The 16,032-nt window shown below is 69.7% G+C and carries 15 protein-coding genes; 4 read left to right on the forward strand and 11 right to left on the reverse strand.

The annotated features are described in order from the left end of the window. Positions 1-1,452: a class I adenylate-forming enzyme family protein gene (locus ACZ63D_RS08240; protein WP_465353561.1), complete on the reverse strand. Its 1,452-nt coding sequence runs from the start codon at positions 1,450-1,452 to the stop codon at positions 1-3. 107 nt (positions 1,453-1,559) lie between these two features. On the opposite strand from ACZ63D_RS08240, the gene ACZ63D_RS08245 reads away from it, so the two are divergent. Then, complete coding sequence (locus tag ACZ63D_RS08245) at positions 1,560-2,093, forward strand: GNAT family N-acetyltransferase (RefSeq protein ID WP_465353562.1); 534 nt, start codon at positions 1,560-1,562, stop codon at positions 2,091-2,093. Positions 2,094-2,126: 33 nt separating this feature from the next. Here the strand turns inward: ACZ63D_RS08245 and ACZ63D_RS08250 are convergent, their stop codons facing one another. Then, positions 2,127-3,896 carry a glycerol-3-phosphate dehydrogenase/oxidase gene (locus tag ACZ63D_RS08250; protein WP_465353563.1) on the reverse strand — a complete coding sequence of 590 codons (1,770 nt, stop codon included), beginning with the start codon at positions 3,894-3,896 and terminating at the stop codon, positions 2,127-2,129. A gap of 213 nt (positions 3,897-4,109) precedes the next feature. Between ACZ63D_RS08250 and ACZ63D_RS08255 the strand changes: the two genes are divergently transcribed. Further along, positions 4,110-4,859 (forward strand): MIP/aquaporin family protein, encoded by a 750-nt coding sequence (locus ACZ63D_RS08255; protein WP_465353727.1) that lies wholly within the window; start codon positions 4,110-4,112, stop codon positions 4,857-4,859. 22 nt (positions 4,860-4,881) lie between these two features. Further along, complete coding sequence (glpK, locus tag ACZ63D_RS08260; protein WP_465353564.1) at positions 4,882-6,390, forward strand: glycerol kinase GlpK; 1,509 nt, start codon at positions 4,882-4,884, stop codon at positions 6,388-6,390. Between the two features lie 1,200 nt (positions 6,391-7,590). Here the strand turns inward: glpK and ACZ63D_RS08265 are convergent. From ACZ63D_RS08265 to ACZ63D_RS08285, 5 genes are all read right to left on the reverse strand, one after another. Continuing rightward, on the reverse strand, positions 7,591-8,388 hold the full coding sequence (locus tag ACZ63D_RS08265; protein WP_465353565.1) for a VOC family protein: 798 nt from the start codon (positions 8,386-8,388) through the stop codon (positions 7,591-7,593). Between the two features lie 72 nt (positions 8,389-8,460). Next, positions 8,461-9,045, reverse strand: coding sequence for a class F sortase (locus ACZ63D_RS08270; protein ID WP_465353566.1), 585 nt, complete (start codon positions 9,043-9,045; stop codon positions 8,461-8,463). Between the two features lie 59 nt (positions 9,046-9,104). After that, positions 9,105-9,743, reverse strand: coding sequence for a hypothetical protein (locus ACZ63D_RS08275; protein ID WP_465353567.1), 639 nt, complete (start codon positions 9,741-9,743; stop codon positions 9,105-9,107). A gap of 195 nt (positions 9,744-9,938) precedes the next feature. Beyond that, complete coding sequence (locus ACZ63D_RS08280) at positions 9,939-10,391, reverse strand: hypothetical protein (protein WP_465353568.1); 453 nt, start codon at positions 10,389-10,391, stop codon at positions 9,939-9,941. A gap of 78 nt (positions 10,392-10,469) precedes the next feature. Further along, the gene (locus ACZ63D_RS08285; protein ID WP_037816072.1) at positions 10,470-11,873 is read right to left on the reverse strand and encodes an NAD(P)H-quinone dehydrogenase; all 1,404 of its coding nucleotides are present in this window, start codon (positions 11,871-11,873) and stop codon (positions 10,470-10,472) included. Positions 11,874-12,005: 132 nt separating this feature from the next. Between ACZ63D_RS08285 and ACZ63D_RS08290 the strand changes: the two genes are divergently transcribed. Continuing rightward, positions 12,006-12,458, forward strand: coding sequence for a gamma-glutamylcyclotransferase family protein (locus tag ACZ63D_RS08290; protein WP_183124553.1), 453 nt, complete (start codon positions 12,006-12,008; stop codon positions 12,456-12,458). Between the two features lie 223 nt (positions 12,459-12,681). On the opposite strand, the gene ACZ63D_RS08295 is transcribed toward ACZ63D_RS08290, so the two are convergent. The 4 genes from ACZ63D_RS08295 to meaB form a co-directional block, all read right to left on the reverse strand. Further along, positions 12,682-12,963 (reverse strand): hypothetical protein, encoded by a 282-nt coding sequence (locus tag ACZ63D_RS08295; protein WP_465353569.1) that lies wholly within the window; start codon positions 12,961-12,963, stop codon positions 12,682-12,684. Positions 12,964-13,072: 109 nt separating this feature from the next. Further along, complete coding sequence (locus ACZ63D_RS08300; protein ID WP_465353570.1) at positions 13,073-14,359, reverse strand: amidohydrolase; 1,287 nt, start codon at positions 14,357-14,359, stop codon at positions 13,073-13,075. A gap of 190 nt (positions 14,360-14,549) precedes the next feature. Beyond that, the gene (locus ACZ63D_RS08305) at positions 14,550-14,864 is read right to left on the reverse strand and encodes a hypothetical protein (RefSeq protein WP_465353571.1); all 315 of its coding nucleotides are present in this window, start codon (positions 14,862-14,864) and stop codon (positions 14,550-14,552) included. Positions 14,865-15,039: 175 nt separating this feature from the next. Further along, a complete protein-coding gene (gene meaB, locus ACZ63D_RS08310; protein WP_465353572.1) occupies positions 15,040-16,032 on the reverse strand; it encodes a methylmalonyl Co-A mutase-associated GTPase MeaB in 993 nt (330 codons plus the stop codon).

The raw sequence follows: 16,032 nt of genomic DNA on the forward strand, positions 1-16,032 counted from the left end.
TCACTGCCCACCCATCGCACGGAGCTGTCGTCGTAATACCTTGCCGTTTTCGTTGCGTGGCAACGCTTCCAGCCAAGTTATGTCCTGCGGCACCTTGTACCACGACAAGCGTTCCCGGGTCAGCGCGATCAATTCCGCGCTCAACTTGTCATCGCCGGTCCCCGAAGCGGTGACCACATAAGCGCGCAGCGTCGTGTCCCCCGCCTCGCGCCGCACCGCGCTGACCGCCGCCTCCAGCACCTCTGGATGGCTTCCGAGGAGCTGTTCGACCTCGCCGGGGACCACGTTCTGCCCGCCGATCACTTCGACGTCGTCCAGTCGGCCATACACGTGGACGATGCCCTGTGCGTCGATCGAGCCGAGATCGCCGGTCGGCCACCAGACGTCGGTCACCTGATCCGGGCCAAGACCGCCGCGAGCGACACCCCGAGTGGCGTACGGGACCCGAAACTGCAGTTCGCCCGGTATCCCCGCCGCCTCCTGGCCGTCGACCACTACGCGTGCCGAACGCCCCGGGAAGACCGGCCCGACCGCTGACGCGTCGGTGTAATCCGCCGGACGGCCCACCGCGTACCCACCGGCTTCGGTGGCACCGTAGAGATTCACCAGCCGATCGCCGAAGATCGGCAGCAATTTCTCGCACAACCGCGCGGACAGCACCTCACCGACGCACATCACGCCGCGCAATCGCCCGAGTGTCTCGGCGTGTCCCGGCTCAAGCAGCAGACGCGCGAAGAAACTCGGCGGCGCGAAAAGCGTCGCGATGTCGTGGCGGCGGATCAGCTCCAGCGCAGCGGCCGGGCTCGGGTGCGCCCGCGAGAGCACCGACGTCTGGCCAGTGCACATCGTGGCCAGCACCGAGGCGAGCAGCCCGCCGGAGAAACACATCCGCGAGATCGACAACGCGACCGTCCCGGCCCCGTCCGTGCGAAGCATCGCCGGTTCGAAGTTGCTGTGCAGGTAGAAGCACAGTTTGGGCGCCCCGGTCGTCCCGGACGTGAACAGCGCGTGCGACGGATGGTCCCCGCCCGGCGCGAAGTCCGGCTCCGGCTCCGCGGCGGCCAATTGCCGCGCACCGGCGGTCGGGGCGAGACCGGCGTCGTCGAGCCAGCCCGCGGTCTCCGGATCGGCGACGATCAACGCGGGTTCGGCGGTGCGGACGTCCCGGGCCAGATCCGCTTGGCTCATCTGGACATTCACCGGAATCGCGACGATCCCGGACTGCCACGCGCCAAGCAGGCCCCAGACCATCTCGATGCTGTCGGGAAGGGCGAGCAGAACGCGGTCGCCGCGGCGCAGTCCGGTGGTTCGGTAGCCGCCCGCGAATCGGGCGGCCCCCGCGTAGACGTCGGCGAAGGTCCACATCCGGTCGTCGGCGAGGAAAGCGGGAAGGCGGTCCCACCCGTGTCGGCGAGAGTGTTCGACGGCGAACTGGAGCAGATTGTCCGGCATATCCGCAACGCTGCCAGCCCGTTCAGCACGTCGCGACTGCTTTTCCGCTACGCCGCAGTGACGCGGCACGCAGCCGTTTCCCGTCTCCGGGCGGTTAGGCTCGAGTCGTGGAACCCGTGGAAATCAACGCGGGCGCGTACTACCTGCGTCAGCTCCGCGCGGACCGGCAACTCGACGACCGGCCCGCGCTGATGGAGGCGTTCGCGGACCCGCGGCATCGGCGGTATGTGCTGAACTACCAGCTGCGCACCCCGGACGAAGCCACCGAGTACGTGACTCTGCGCGCCGCGCAGTGGGCGTGCGACGAGCGCTGCTCGTGGGCCGTGGCCGAACCGGAAACCGGCCGGCTGCTCGGCGAGGTCGGGCTGCGCGATCTGGACCTCGACTTCGGCACCGCCGAGGCTTCGGTGTGGACGCATCCGGCCGAACGGGGCAAAGGCATTGCGGCAGTGGCGCTTTCGGCCGCGATCCAGTTCGGCTTCGCCCGCCTCGGCCTGCACGAAATCGCCTACCGGCACGACGAAAGCAACACCGCGTCCGAGGTCGTCGCGCAGCGGGCCGGGTTCACCCGGGTCGGCCCCGAAGACCGGCCCTCGCCCACCGGGGAAACGCTCATCCGCTGGGTGCGCAAGCCCTCGTGAGTGCCGGGTTGCCCCCGGCACTCACGAGAAAGCTCAGCTGACCGGCTCGATCAGCCCGGCCCGGGCCTCCGGCGCGGCGGCCCGCAGCGCGTCCGCCGACTCGTCCGTCGGCTGCAGCTGCGAATCCCGCTCCGCCTCGACCCGCGCCCGGTAGACCTCGACCTCGCGCTTGGTCTCGTCTTCCGACCAGCCCAGCACGCCGGCCACCAGCTGGGCGACCTGCTCGGCGCAATCGACGCCGCGGTGGGCGTACTCGATCGAGATCCGCGTGCGCCGCGCGAGGACGTCTTCCAGGTGCAGCGCGCCCTCGTGACTGGCCGCGTACACGACCTCGACGCCGAGGTAATCGGGTGCCGACTCGATCGGCTTGAGCAGCTCCGGCCGGTCCGCGGCGAGCGCCAGCACCTCGTGCACCAGCGAGCCGTAACGGTCGAGCAGGTGCCGCACGCGGTACGGGTGCAGCCCGTGCTCCGCGGCCAGGTGGTCGGCCTGGTTGACCAGCGCGTGGTAGCCGTCCGCGCCGAGCAGCGGGACCTTGTCGGTGATGGACGACGGCGGGCGGCCCGGAAGGTCGACCACCGCGGCGTCGACGGCGTCGGCCGCCATCACCCGGTACGTCGTGTACTTGCCGCCCGCGATCGCGACCAGGCCCGGCGCGACCCGCGCGACCGCGTGCTCGCGCGACAGCTTCGACGTCTCTTCGCTCTCCCCGGCCAGCAGCGGCCGCAGACCCGCGTACACGCCTTCGATGTCGTCGTGCGTCAGCGGCGTCGCGAGCACCGAGTTCACGTGTTCGAGCAGGTAGTCGATGTCGTGCTTGGTGGCCGCCGGGTGCGCGAGGTCGAGGTTCCAGTCGGTGTCGGTGGTGCCGACGATCCAGTGGTTGCGCCACGGGATCACGAACAGCACCGACTTCTCGGTGCGCAGGATCATCCCGGACTCCGACACGATCCGGTCGCGCGGGACCACGATGTGCACGCCCTTGCTGGCGCGCACGCGGAACCGGCCGCGGCCGCCGGACAGCCGCTGCAGTTCGTCGGTCCACACGCCGGTGCAGTTGACCACCGCGCCGGCGTGGATCTCCGTCTCGCGGCCGTCCTCGACGTCGCGCACGCGGACGCCGGAAATCCGGTCCGCCTCGCGCAGGAAGCCGACGACCTGGGTGGAGGTCCGGACCACCGCGCCGTAGTGCGCCGCGGTGCGCGCGACGGTCATCGTGTGCCGGGCGTCGTCCGCCTGCGCGTCGTAATAGCGGATGCCGCCGATCAGGGCGGACCGCTTGAGCGCGGGGACCATTCGGAGGGCACCCGCACGGGTGAGATGTTTCTGGCCCGGCACCGACCGGGCTCCGCCCATCGTGTCGTACATCAGCAGCCCGGCCGCGGTGTACGGACGCTCCCAGATCCGGTGCGTCAGCGGGTACAGGAAGCTCACCGGCTTCACCAGGTGCGGCGCGATTTTCGTCAGCATCAGCTCGCGCTCGTGCAGCGCCTCGCGCACCAGGCCGAACTCGAGCTGCTCGAGATAACGCAGGCCGCCGTGGAAGAGCTTGCTCGACCGGCTGGACGTGCCGGACGCCAGGTCGCGCGCTTCGACGAGCGCCACCCGCAGGCCGCGCGTCGCCGCGTCGAGCGCCGTGCCCGCGCCGACGACGCCGCCGCCGATCACGACCAGGTCGAAGGTCTCGTCGCCGAAGCGCCGCCAGGATTCCTCCCGGCCCACCGGACCCAGCTGGGCCGGGTCGCTGCCATTCTGCGGGTTCGTCACCACTCGTTCCTCCTCGTGCTCCACCTTCTCCAGCATCGCACGCTTGCGTGATCGTCCGCTGACCCCGAGGTGACACGTGTGGCGGAACCCATGACGATCATGGTCACATTGCTTCGCCCGGCTTATGGATTGCGCGCGTACGCACCGGTAACGTGCCGCGGACTGGGGCCGGCGACGGGGCTGTGGCCGGACGTGATCGGCCCTGCACAGACTGTCCAGTGTGGAGGTGCGGAGAGCGTGAGTCCAAGTCTGAGTCCGGGTGCGATCATCGTCTGGGAGACGCTGGGCACAGCAGTGCTCCTGTTGTTGGGCAACGGCGTGGTGGCCAACGTCGTGCTGCGCAAGAACAACGGCTTTCAGGCCGGAACCCTGTTCATCACTTTCGGGTGGGCCTTCGGCGTGTTCGCCGGGGCCAGCCTCGCCGCCCCGACCGGCGCGCACCTGAACCCGGCGGTCACTCTCGGCCTGGCCATTTCGGGCAAGGTTTCGTGGGCGGACGTGCCGTTCTACCTGATCGGGGAAATGGTCGGCGCGATTCTCGGCGCCGTGCTGTGCTGGCTGACCTACAAACTGCAGTTCGACGACCATCCGAATCCGGAGGAAACGCTCGGCATTTTCTCCACCGCCCCGCAGATCCGGAACAAGGCGTGGAACCTGGTGACCGAGATCATCGGCACGTTCGTTCTCGTCGGCTGGATCCTGCTGACCCCGGCTTACAAGGTCGCCGGGGACGGGACGCCGACCTTCGGCAACACCGCGCTCGGCTACGCCGGGGTGTCGTTCGTCGTGCTGGTGATCGGCATCTCGCTCGGCGGACCGACCGGCTACGCCATCAACCCGGCCCGCGACCTCGGCCCGCGGATCGCGTACGCGTTCCTGCTTCCGATCAAGGGCAAGCGCGATCCTGACTGGAACTACTCGTGGGTGCCGGTCCTCGGACCGCTCGTCGGCGCGGCGCTGGCGGCGCTGGTGTACCTGGCCGTGCACAACCTGACCTGATCCAGCTTTCCGGAGGAAATCCATGACTTCGTACGTCGCCGCGATCGACCAGGGCACCACGTCGACGCGTTGCATGATCTTCGACCACTCCGGCCGCGTCGTCGCGGTCGACCAGCGCGAGCACGAGCAGATCTTCCCGCAGGCGGGCTGGGTCGAGCACAACGCCGAGGAAATCTGGGAAAACACCCGCGCGGTCGCCGCGGGCGCGCTCGCCAAGGCCGACCTGCGGCCGACCGACATCGCCGCGGTGGGCATCACCAACCAGCGTGAAACGGCGCTGGTGTGGGACCGCAAAACCGGGAAGCCGGTGTACAACGCGATCGTCTGGCAGGACACTCGCACCGACAAGATCGCCGGCGAACTGGGCGCGCTCGGCGGCGGCCAGGAGCGCTACCGCGAGAAGACCGGTCTGCCGCTCGCGACGTATTTCTCCGGCCCGAAGATCAAGTGGATCCTCGACAACGTCGAGGGCGCGCGGGCCAGGGCCGAGGCGGGCGATCTGGTGTTCGGCAACATGGACACCTGGGTGCTGTGGAACATGACCGGCGGCACCGACGGCGGCGTGCACGTGACCGACCCGACGAACGCGTCGCGCACGCTGCTGATGGACCTCGACACCCTGCAGTGGGACGAGGAAATCGCGGCGGAAATGGGGATCCCGCTGTCGATGCTGCCGGAAATCCGGTCGTCGTCGGAGGTGTACGGCAAGGTCCGCCCGCGCGGGGCGCTGGCCGAGGTGCCGATCGCCGGAATCCTCGGCGACCAGCAGGCGGCGACGTTCGGCCAGGCGTGCCTCTCGCCGGGCGAGGCCAAGAACACTTACGGCACCGGCAACTTCGTGCTGCTGAACACCGGCACGGAGAAGGTGCTGTCGGAAAACGGCCTGCTGACGACGGTCTGCTACAAGATCGGCTCGAACGACACGGTGTACGCGCTGGAGGGTTCGGTCGCGGTCACCGGTTCGCTGGTGCAGTGGCTGCGGGACAACCTGGGGTTGATTTCGTCGGCGGCGCAGATCGAGGAATTCGCCCGGACGGTCGACGACAACGGCGGCGCGTACTTCGTCCCGGCGTTCTCGGGCCTGTTCGCCCCGTACTGGCGCTCCGACGCCCGCGGCGCGATCGTCGGCCTGACCCGCTTCGTGAACAAGGGCCACATCTCGCGGGCGGTGCTGGAGGCGACGGCGTTCCAGTCGCGTGAGGTGATCGACGCGATGAACGCCGACTCGGGTGTCCCGCTGAAGTCGCTGAAGGTCGACGGCGGGATGGTCGTGAACGAACTGCTGATGCAGTTCCAGGCGGACATCCTCGGCGTGCCGGTGATCCGCCCGGTGGTGAATGAGACGACCGCACTGGGCGCGGCCTACGCGGCCGGGCTGGCGGTCGGGTTCTGGGAGTCGGAGGACGACATCCGGACGAACTGGGCGAAGGACAAGCAGTGGGACCCGTCGATGGACGAGTCCCGGCGGGAGAAGGAATACCGCAACTGGAAGAAGGCGGTGACGAAGACCTTCGACTGGGTGGAGGACTGATCCTCGGCTTTAGTCGGCAGATCGGCGGGGAGGGGAACTTTGAGGGAGCGGATTCCCTCGGGTTCCCCTCTCTGCGTTTCGGACCATGCGCGGGTAGGCCGATTCGACCGGATGCGGCGGCCCCGGTGCTGGTTCCGGTGCCCGGGACCGCGCGGCACGATCGCCGTCTTTCCGGCTCGATGCCGAGCGGCTTGGTTCGCGCCCAACATGGCGCGGCCGACGGTGGGTGATTTGCCTGACGCGGCAACCACACAGGCCGGGCGACTCGCTACAGCCGTCGCATGACGACGCGAGGTAGGGCCGCGTTCCATGTGCTGGGCTCTCCGCACGGCCCACCACGACGCAGACACGGCCCTCTGCCGCGCACCGCGCCAAGCGGCACTGGCTCAGCCCGTCGCAGCATGACGCGAAGCAGGGCCACGGTCCATGCCCCGCACAGCCGCCACCACGCAGACACAGCCATCTGCCGCACGCCTGCGCGAGGCCGCGCCGAGCGGCGCGGGCTCAGCCCGCCGAAGCACGACGCGAATCGAGGACGCGCTCCGTGGCGTCGAGCTCTCCCCACCCCACCACCACGCAGACACGACCCTCCGCCACGCACCAGCACGAAGCCGCGCCAAGCGACACTGGCTCAGCCCGCCGAAGCACGACGCGAATCGAGGACGCGCTCCGTGGCGTCGAGCTCTCCCCACCCCACCACCACGCAGACACAGCCCTCCGCCACGCACCAGCACGAGGCCGCGCCGAGCGACACTGGTTGCCGCACGCCAGCACGAAGCCGCGCCGAGCGGCTCGGGCACCAGCTCGCCCCGGCACAGCCCGAGTTGGCCTTTCCGGCACCTCCCAGCTCAGCTCAGGCCAACACCCGTCTGATCGCACCCTCCTCAGATCAGCCCGCAGCAAGGTTGGCCTGCTCAGCAGCTCTCAGCTCAACCAGTACCTCGCCCGAGCGCACCCCGCTCAGCTCAGCCCGGCACCACTCCAGCAATGCCCGGCTCGCCACCTCCCTGCTCAACCAACCGTTTCAGCGCGCCTCGGCACCGCGCCCGGCACAGTCCGGCCAGCGACACCTGGACGCGCAGCCCACCATTCCCAGCGCCCCAGGCACCACGCCCGGCACCACTCGGCCCAACCACACTTCACCGCCCAGCCGGCTCTCCCCAGCCAGCCCGGGATCCCTAAAACACCCGATCCCCAACCTCACCCCCACCCGTCCTGCGTCCCCGACTGGGCGTTGGGCGCCATCAGCGAAAACCCCGCCCCCTGGTCGTCCACCGCGACCACCAACCGGCCGTGCGGCGTGTCCGCCGGTGGGCTCACCACCGTCCCGCCCAGTTCCGGAATACGCGCAGCCGCCCCGTCCGCGTCCGACGTCCAGAAGTACGTCACCCACCCGGGTTGCGCTGGGCTGTCCGCGGGCAGCTCGCCGAGGCCGCCGACCGGCCTGCCGTCGACGTCCAGTGTCGCGTACGTGAAGCCCGGCCCGGACATATCACCGAAGCCGTATCCGAACACGTCCCCGTAAAACCGCTTGGCCGCGGCGAAATCCCGGGTCATGCATTCGTTCCACGCGGGCGCTCCTGGCGTGAGCGTGGCCTGCGTGCCGGAATGCCTGCCCGCCTGCCACAGGCCGAACGTCGCCCCGGCCGGGTCGGTCGCGATGGCCATCCGGCCCTCGGTCAGGACGTCCATCGGCGGGGCGATGACCTGCCCGCCGGCCTCGGTGATCGCGGCTACGGTTTTGTCCACATCGGACACTGACAGGTACGTCGTCCACACCGGCGGCATGCCTGCCTGCTCCGGCGGGATCTGCCCGATGCCCGCCACCGGTTTGCCCGCTACCTGTGCCATTCCGTAAAAGCCGGTCTCCGGGCCGCCGGATTCGACTGTCCAGCCGAGCAGCGACTCGTAGAACGTGACCGCCTTGTCGCGGTCAGGCACCATCAAGTCGCCCCAGCACGGGGTGCCCGCGGGCCACGGTTCTGTCCTGGTGATCATGCGATGCCTCCCAGAATTGTGCCGACCGCCACAGTGTCGCACCGGGGACCGACAAAATCGGGGGCGTCTTGTTCAACGCCCGCTGTTCACCAGGTGGGCGTACACGATGATGTTGTCCACATAGCTGTGCTCGGCCCGGTCGAACGCGCCGCCACAGGTGATCAAGCGCAATTCCGGGTCCGAAGTATCCCCGTAGACCGCGTCGGTCGGGAAGACGTCCTTGGGCACCTGGTCCACTTTGGTCACCTCGAAGTGCGCGGTGGTGCCGTCGCGGCGGGCGATGTCGACGTCGTCTCCCGGCTTCATTTCCTTGAGCCGGTAGAAGATCCCTTTTTGCTTGTTCCCGTCCACATGTCCGAGCACAACCGCGGGGCCGACCTCGCCGGGTGTCGGGCCGTTTTCGTACCAGCCTGCCTGCAACGGCTTGCTGACCGGCGGGACCTGTACCGAATTGTCGGGATTGAGGCCGAGCGGCACCAGACTGGAATGCGCGTCGATGCTCGGGATGTCCAGCGAGACCGGCTCCGATTTCGGCATTCCCGCCGACGAAGCGGACGCGGCGCTGGAAGAGGGTGCCGCGGTCGTCGAACCGACGGAGCATCCGGCCAGCAGCGCGGCGAGCCCGACGGTCGCCGCGGCGAGTGTCTTCCTGATCATTTTTCCCCCGATCCGCCCAGGCCTGGCCGCCATAAAAGCAGCCAGGCCCAGGAGACTAGTCAGCCACGCTGGCGACGACGCGCCACCACGAGGCCGGTGCCGCCGAGGGCGAGGACGCCCATCGCGCCGGCCGCGATCGGCAGGCCGAGGTTCGACTGGTCGTCCACGACCGGGCCGTCCGTGCCGCCGGTCTGCGGTGCGCCGGACGGGACCTTGCTGACCTGCTTCGGCGCGGGCGTCGGCTTGGGGGCGGGTTTCGCGCCCAGGACGGTGAACTTCGTGGTGATGTCGGCGCTGCCGCAGGAGAACGAAACCTGGTACGCCCCGGGCTTCACGCCGTTGCGGACGGTCGCGGTGCCCTGCGAGACCGGGGCCTTCGCCGGGTCGTTCTGCGTGCCGACTGGGTGCAGCTTGCCGAACTGCAGCGCCGCCGAGTTCAGACTCTTGATTTCCGAGGCCTCGCAGCCGACGCGCACCGTGACGCGGTCCCCGGCGTGACCGGAGGACGGCAGCACCCGGATGAACGCCTTGGGCACGCCAGCGTTGTCGTCAGCCGGCTCGTCCGCGGCGGGCGCGGAAGTCGGCGCGGAGGCGGTGCTCGTCGCGGGCGGCGTGCTGGGCGCTTCGGCGGCGAAAGCCGGTGCGGCCGAAAGCATTCCGGCGGCGACCAGGGTGGAGAAAACAACGGTACGCTTCATGACACTCCCCTTGATGAAAATGCGATTCCCGCCGCGCTAAACGGCGGCGAATCCGCGCCCGTCCGGCAGTTCCCCCTGCGGCCCGGGCGTTTTCGTTCCGACACCACCAAGACGTCTCCACCCGTCGCGGGGTTGCCCCGGGAACGAAAAAACCGCCGGAAACAATTTCCGGCGGTTTTTGGCGAGGATGGACGATTAGCTGGCGAGGCTTCCGTCGCCCGCTTTCGCCGCGCCCTGGGGCACCCGCGAAACCTGCGCGGCGGGCACGGTGAACGTCGCGTTGTACTGCTTCCCGTCACACGTGACGGTGAGCGGATAGCTGCCGGGTTTGACGCCCGGAAGCAGGCTCGCGCGAGCGCTCATCGTGGCCTTCACTCCGACCATCTCGCCGTAGAAGTACTGAGAGAACCGCAGCGCGGGCGAGCTGAACTCCGCCGTGCCCGCCTTGGCACCCGGGCAGTACGCGAACGCCATGTTCGGGTCCGAGCCGCGCTGGTAGGCGTTCACTTGGCCGTGCAGCACCGCGGTGTCCTGGTTCAGCTGCACCGTCACCGGATCGGGAGCCGGCCCGCTCGCCGCCATTGCCGGGACTGCGGTCCCAGCCAGTCCGATCGCCGCCACCACCGCGAAAATCGCGCTCTTGCGCACCCTTGTTCCTTCCCCGTGCCACACGTCCTCAACCCGCTAGACGCGGTGTGCGGCACGGGGTTGCCCGGCCGGGAAAAATCAGTCCAGATCGTCGTGCCGCATGAGCTGACGGCCCGCTTCGGTGATCGATCCGGACAGCGACGGGTACACCGAGAACGTCAGCGCCAGATGGTCCACCGTCAGCTGGTTCTGCACGGCCAGCGCGATCGGCAGGATCAGCTCGCTCGCCGACGGAGCGACCACCACGCCGCCGACCACCACGCCGGTGGCGGGACGGCAGAACAGCTTCACGAAACCGCGGCGCAGGCCTTCCATCTTCGCGCGCGCGTTGGTGGCCAGCGGCAGCATGATCGTGCGCGCGGGCACCTCGCCGGAGTCGATCGCCTGCTGGCTGATGCCGACGGTGGCGATTTCCGGGTGGGTAAAAACGTTCGCCGCGACGGTCTTGAGCTTGATCGGTGCGACGCCCTCGCCCAGCGCGTGCCACATCGCGATGCGGCCCTGCATGCTCGCCACGGACGCGAGCATCAGCACGCCGGTGCAGTCGCCCGCCGCGTAGACGCCGGGGACGCTCGTGCGCGACACCCGGTCCACCGCGATGAACCCGCCGGGGCCGGGCTCGATGCCGACGCGGTCGAGGCCGATGTCGGCGGTGTTCGGGATGGACCCGACGGTCATCAGCGCATGGCTCGCCTCGATCACGCGACCGTCGGCCAGGTGGACTTCGACGCCCTTCTCCGTGCGCTCGACGCGTTCCGCCCGGGCCTGCTTGGCCACCGTCGTACCGCGCTGGGTGAAGACCTCTTCGAGCACCGCGGCGGCGTCGGCGTCCTCGTGCGGCAGCACGCGGTCGCGGCTGGACACGACGGTGACCTTCACACCCATCTCGGTGTACGCGGAGGCGAATTCGGCACCGGTGACGCCGGATCCGATCACCGCGAGGTGCTCGGGCAGCTCAGTGAGGTCGTACAGCTGCCGCCAGTCCAGGATCCGCTCGCCGTCCGGCACCGCGCCGGGCAGCACGCGCGGGGTGGCTCCGGTGGCGATCAGCACGACGTCGGCGGACAGCGATTCGACTGTCCCGTCGGAGTGCGTGACCTCCACCGTGTGGGTGGCCAGACCCGGCTCGTCGTCGGCGAACCGGGCTTCGGCGGTGATCACGCGGACGCCCTCGCGCTGCACGCGGGCACGGATGTCGGCCGACTGCGCGAGCGCGAGGCCTTTCACTCGTCCGTGGACAGTCGGCAAGTCGACGGTGGTGTCCGCCATATCGGTGTTGATGCCGAGCTCGCCGAGGTCGTGCATCTTCGCGAGCGCGCCGGACGAGGCGATGAACGTCTTCGAGGGCACGCAGTCGTAAAGGACACAGGCGCCGCCCAGGCCGTCCCGCTCGACGATCGTCACGTCGGCGCCGTGCTGCGCCGCGACCAAGGCGGCTTCGTAGCCCGCCGGGCCGCCACCCATGATCACGATCCTGGTCACCGGTGTCCTCCTATGTACGCGTGCTTGGCGGTGGTCCTGACCCTACGCGGCGAACCTGACCGGTAGGCGAAGTGCCCGGGACACGGCATGTGCATCCCATCGGGGCGCGGATGGGTCGCTAGGCTGTGCCGCGTGCCGTTGTATGCCGCTTACGGATCCAACATGGAGCCCGCCCAGATGCTGGAGCGCGCCCCGCACTCGCCCATGGCGGGCACCGGCTGGCTGGAAGGCTGGCGGCTGACCTTCGGCGGCGAGGACATCGGGTGGGAAGGCGCGCTGGCCACCATCGTCGAGGACCCGTCGTCGCGGGTGTTCGTGGTGCTGTACGACGTGACCGCGCTCGACGAGGAACGCCTCGACCGCTGGGAAGGCGGCGAGCTGGGGATGCACACGAAGATCCGGCTGCGGGTCCAGACGATGGACGGCTCGGTGCTGGCCTGGCTGTACGTCCTGGACGCCTACGAGGGCGGCCTGCCCTCGGCGCGGTATCTCGGGGTGCTGGCGGACGCCGCGGAGGCGGCCGGGGCCCCGGCGGACTACGTGGACGATCTGCGCACCCGGCCGTGCACCGGGATCAGCGGCTGACGCTGGCGCCTTGACCGTCCGTGAGGGCCACCTTCACGGACGCTGATTCCCCCAGGGTTCCCCTCACGGACTTTCAGCCGTTCGAGAGGCGAACCACACCGTCCCGCGAGCGCCGGTTCGGCCGCGGGGAAATGCTCGGTTTCCGAGTCATCCACAGCCTGTGCGGTCGGTCCCCAGCGGGACCCCGAAAGTTGTCCCCAGCGACCTCGCCCTGTGGATAACTCTAGGCGACCGGATGATCCACAACCTCGCCGGACAGCCGCCCAATACCACACGGCAGAGGCTCACCCACACGGGCATCCAGCACCTCACTGCGCAGGAAAAATCGCAGTGAGTCACCGAAGATGACGGCAAAAATCAGGGCAGCGGCACCCCGCCATGAGCCGCAGATTCCGCCAAAGCCGTTGCCGCACAACACGAAAACCACAGTCAGCAACCGGCGGCTCACCGCCGAAACCGGGCAGCCCGAAAGTCCGAAATGACTCTCGGTAAACAGACGCACCATAGCTTCGGCGGTCTAGACCACGCCGTGTAATCCCCCGCTGACACCCCCGCACGAGGGGTACCTCTCACCCGCCTGAGTTATCCACATCGGCGCGACGCCTGTGGATAACTCAGGCCAGCGAGGCCAGTGCGGTGTGCACCAAAGTGCGCACGCCGACGAGCAGCGCGCGCTCGTCGAGGACGAACGTCGGGCGGTGGATGTCGGCCTGCGGAGCGGGCGGACCGGACCACACGCCCAGCCGGGCGAAGGCCCCGCTGACGTGCTCCAGGTACCAGCCGAAGTCCTCGCCGCCGGACGACTGTTCCGTCCCGGCGAGCCCGGATTCCCCGACCGCCGCCTCGACGCCCGCGCGCATCAGCGCGGTCGACTCCGCGTCGGACACCACGGGCGGCACGCCGCGCCGGTAGTCGAGCGAGAAGCCGACGCCGGTCGGGGCCAGCAGCGATTCCACCGAGGACGCGACGAGCGGCTCCAGCGACTTCCACACCTCGTGCTCGGCGGTCCGCAGCGTGCCGCGCAGGACCCCGTCCTGCGGGACCGCGTTCGCGGCCTGTCCGGCGTGCACCGCGCCCCACACCAGCACCGTGCCGGACCGGGGGTCGACGCGCCGGGATAGCACCGACGGCAGCGACGTGATGACCGTGCCGAGCGCGTACACCAGGTCCGCGGTCAGATGCGGCCGCGAAGTGTGCCCGCCGGGCGAGGTGAGGCGCAGTTCGATCAGGTCCGCGGCGGACGTCAGCGCTCCGACCCGGGTGCCGACCTTGCCCGCTTCGAGCCGCGGGTCGCAGTGCAGGCCGTAGATCCGCTCGACGCCCTCCAGCGCTCCCGCCGCGATCATGTCCAGCGCGCCGCCGGGCATGACCTCCTCCGCGGGCTGGAAGATCAGCCGCACGCGGCCAGGCAGCTCGGGCGCACCGGCGAGGGCACGGCCGGCTCCGAGCAGGATCGCGGTGTGCGCGTCGTGGCCGCACATGTGCGCCGCGCCCTCGACGGTGGAGCTGTAGGGCAGGCCGGTGTCCTCGGTCAGCGGCAGCGCGTCGATGTCCGCGCGCAGCGCGACGCAGCGCTCGCCCTTGCCGATGTCGCACACCACGCCGGTGCCGCCGGGCAGCACCCACGGCTTGAGGCCCACGCGACGCAACAGCGAGACGATCAGCTCGGTGGTCGCGAACTCGTTGCGCGACAACTCGGGGTGGGCATGGATGTGCCGCCGCCACGCGAGCACGTCAGTCGCGTTCGCGCGCAGCCAGTCGTCCAGCCAGAACGGGCCGCGGCCCGCGCCAAGGTCTTCCACCGGAGCCATGCTGACGCCGGCGTCGGTGAGCAGCGCGCCGGGCGCCGCGATCGGGTTGTGGTCACCTGGAACGTCCGGCCGTGAGTCCAGCACCGTCACGCCGCACCTCCTCCCGCAACACGAGCGCAGGGGAACACGCAACGTGCCGATCGATCTGTCTTACGCATTGCAGTCGATCGTGCACCATGCAGGTGGCAAGCGGCGGTGCGCTGCCGTCCGGCCTAGACGGCCGGTAGAAGATCTGCGGCGAACGGCTGACGAAGTTCGGCGTGGGTGAACGCCGGAAAGCTCAGCCGCCCTGTGCCTTGCGGCGCTTGATGCGGTGGCGGCGGCCGAAGAACACGATGGCGAGCAGCACCACCGCGGCCCCGCCGGCGATGAGGTTCTTCTTCGTCTTGTCGGCGTTGGCCTTGTCGGTCTGCGTCGGGTCCAGCACCGGCCCGGGAGGGGCTTGGCGGAGCGCGTTCACCTGCGTGATCGCCGTCTCAGCCGCCACCGTCGCCGCGGCCGGAGCCGAGGTCGCCGCGGACGCCGCCACCGGCGGCACTCCGGTGAGCAGCACGCCGAGCAGACCGGCCAGCAGCAGTCCCCGCACCTTCGCCATGACTTCCCTTCTACGCCGTCACCGTGCATTGTGCCCGCCGGAGCGCGGGCGCGTCAGCCGCCACGCGGTGGAGCCGGGGCCGCTCGCCCCATGCCGACGACCGCCGGGCGCAATGAGCCCCTGGGACGGCCAAAAGGCACTTGTGCGCAGAGGGTTTTCTCTTCTTGGACGATGTTCAAGAAGAGGGCTCGGTGAACGCGGCCAAGATCCGCTGCGCGGCCAGCGTGGCGGTGAGCTCCCCGTCGCGCACCGCTCGTTCCACGTCCGCGACCTGCGCGCGGACCGCGGGATGCGCGGTGAGCCGGTCGAGCAGCTGCTCGCGGACCATCGACCAGGTCCAGTCGACCTGCTGGCGCTTGCGCCGTTCCGCAAGATCACCCGATTCGGTGAGCAGCTCGCGGTGCTTCCCGATCGCCGCCCACACCTCGTCGAGGCCGCTTCCTTCGAGCCCGCTGCACGTGAGCACCGGCGGTGTCCAGAGCGCGTCCTTGCCGTAGATCATCCGCAGCGCGCCCTGCAGCTCGCGCGCGGCCCGCTTGGCGTCGCGCTCGTGCGGGCCGTCGGCCTTGTTCACGGCGATGACGTCGGCGAGCTCCAGCACGCCCTTCTTGATGCCCTGCAGCTGGTCGCCGGTGCGCGCCAGGGTCAGGAAGAGAAAGCAGTCGACCATGTTCGCCACGGTCACCTCGGACTGCCCGACCCCGACCGTCTCCACCAGCACGACGTCGAAGCCGGCCGCTTCCATCAGCACGATCGTCTCGCGGGTGGCGCGGGCGACGCCGCCGAGCGTGCCGGACGTCGGCGACGGCCGGATGAACGCCTTCGGATCGACCGCCAGCCGCGCCATCCGGGTCTTGTCGCCGAGGATCGAGCCGCCGGTGCGGGTCGAGGACGGGTCGACGGCCAGCACCGCGACCCGGTGCCCGGCCGAGGTGAGGTCGGTGCCGAGCTGGTCGATAAATGTCGACTTGCCGACACCGGGCACGCCGGTGATGCCGACGCGCTTCGCGCCGCCCGCGTGCGGGAGCAGCTCGACCAGCAGCTCTTGGGCCTGCCGCCGGTGATCCTCGCGATGCGATTCGACCAGCGTGATGGCCTTGGACAAGGTCCCCCGGTCGCCGGCGAGCACGCCCTTGGCGTATTCGCCGACGTCGATCCGCCGCGGCAA

The sequence above is a fragment of the Amycolatopsis sp. NPDC104775 genome (assembly GCF_055583325.1).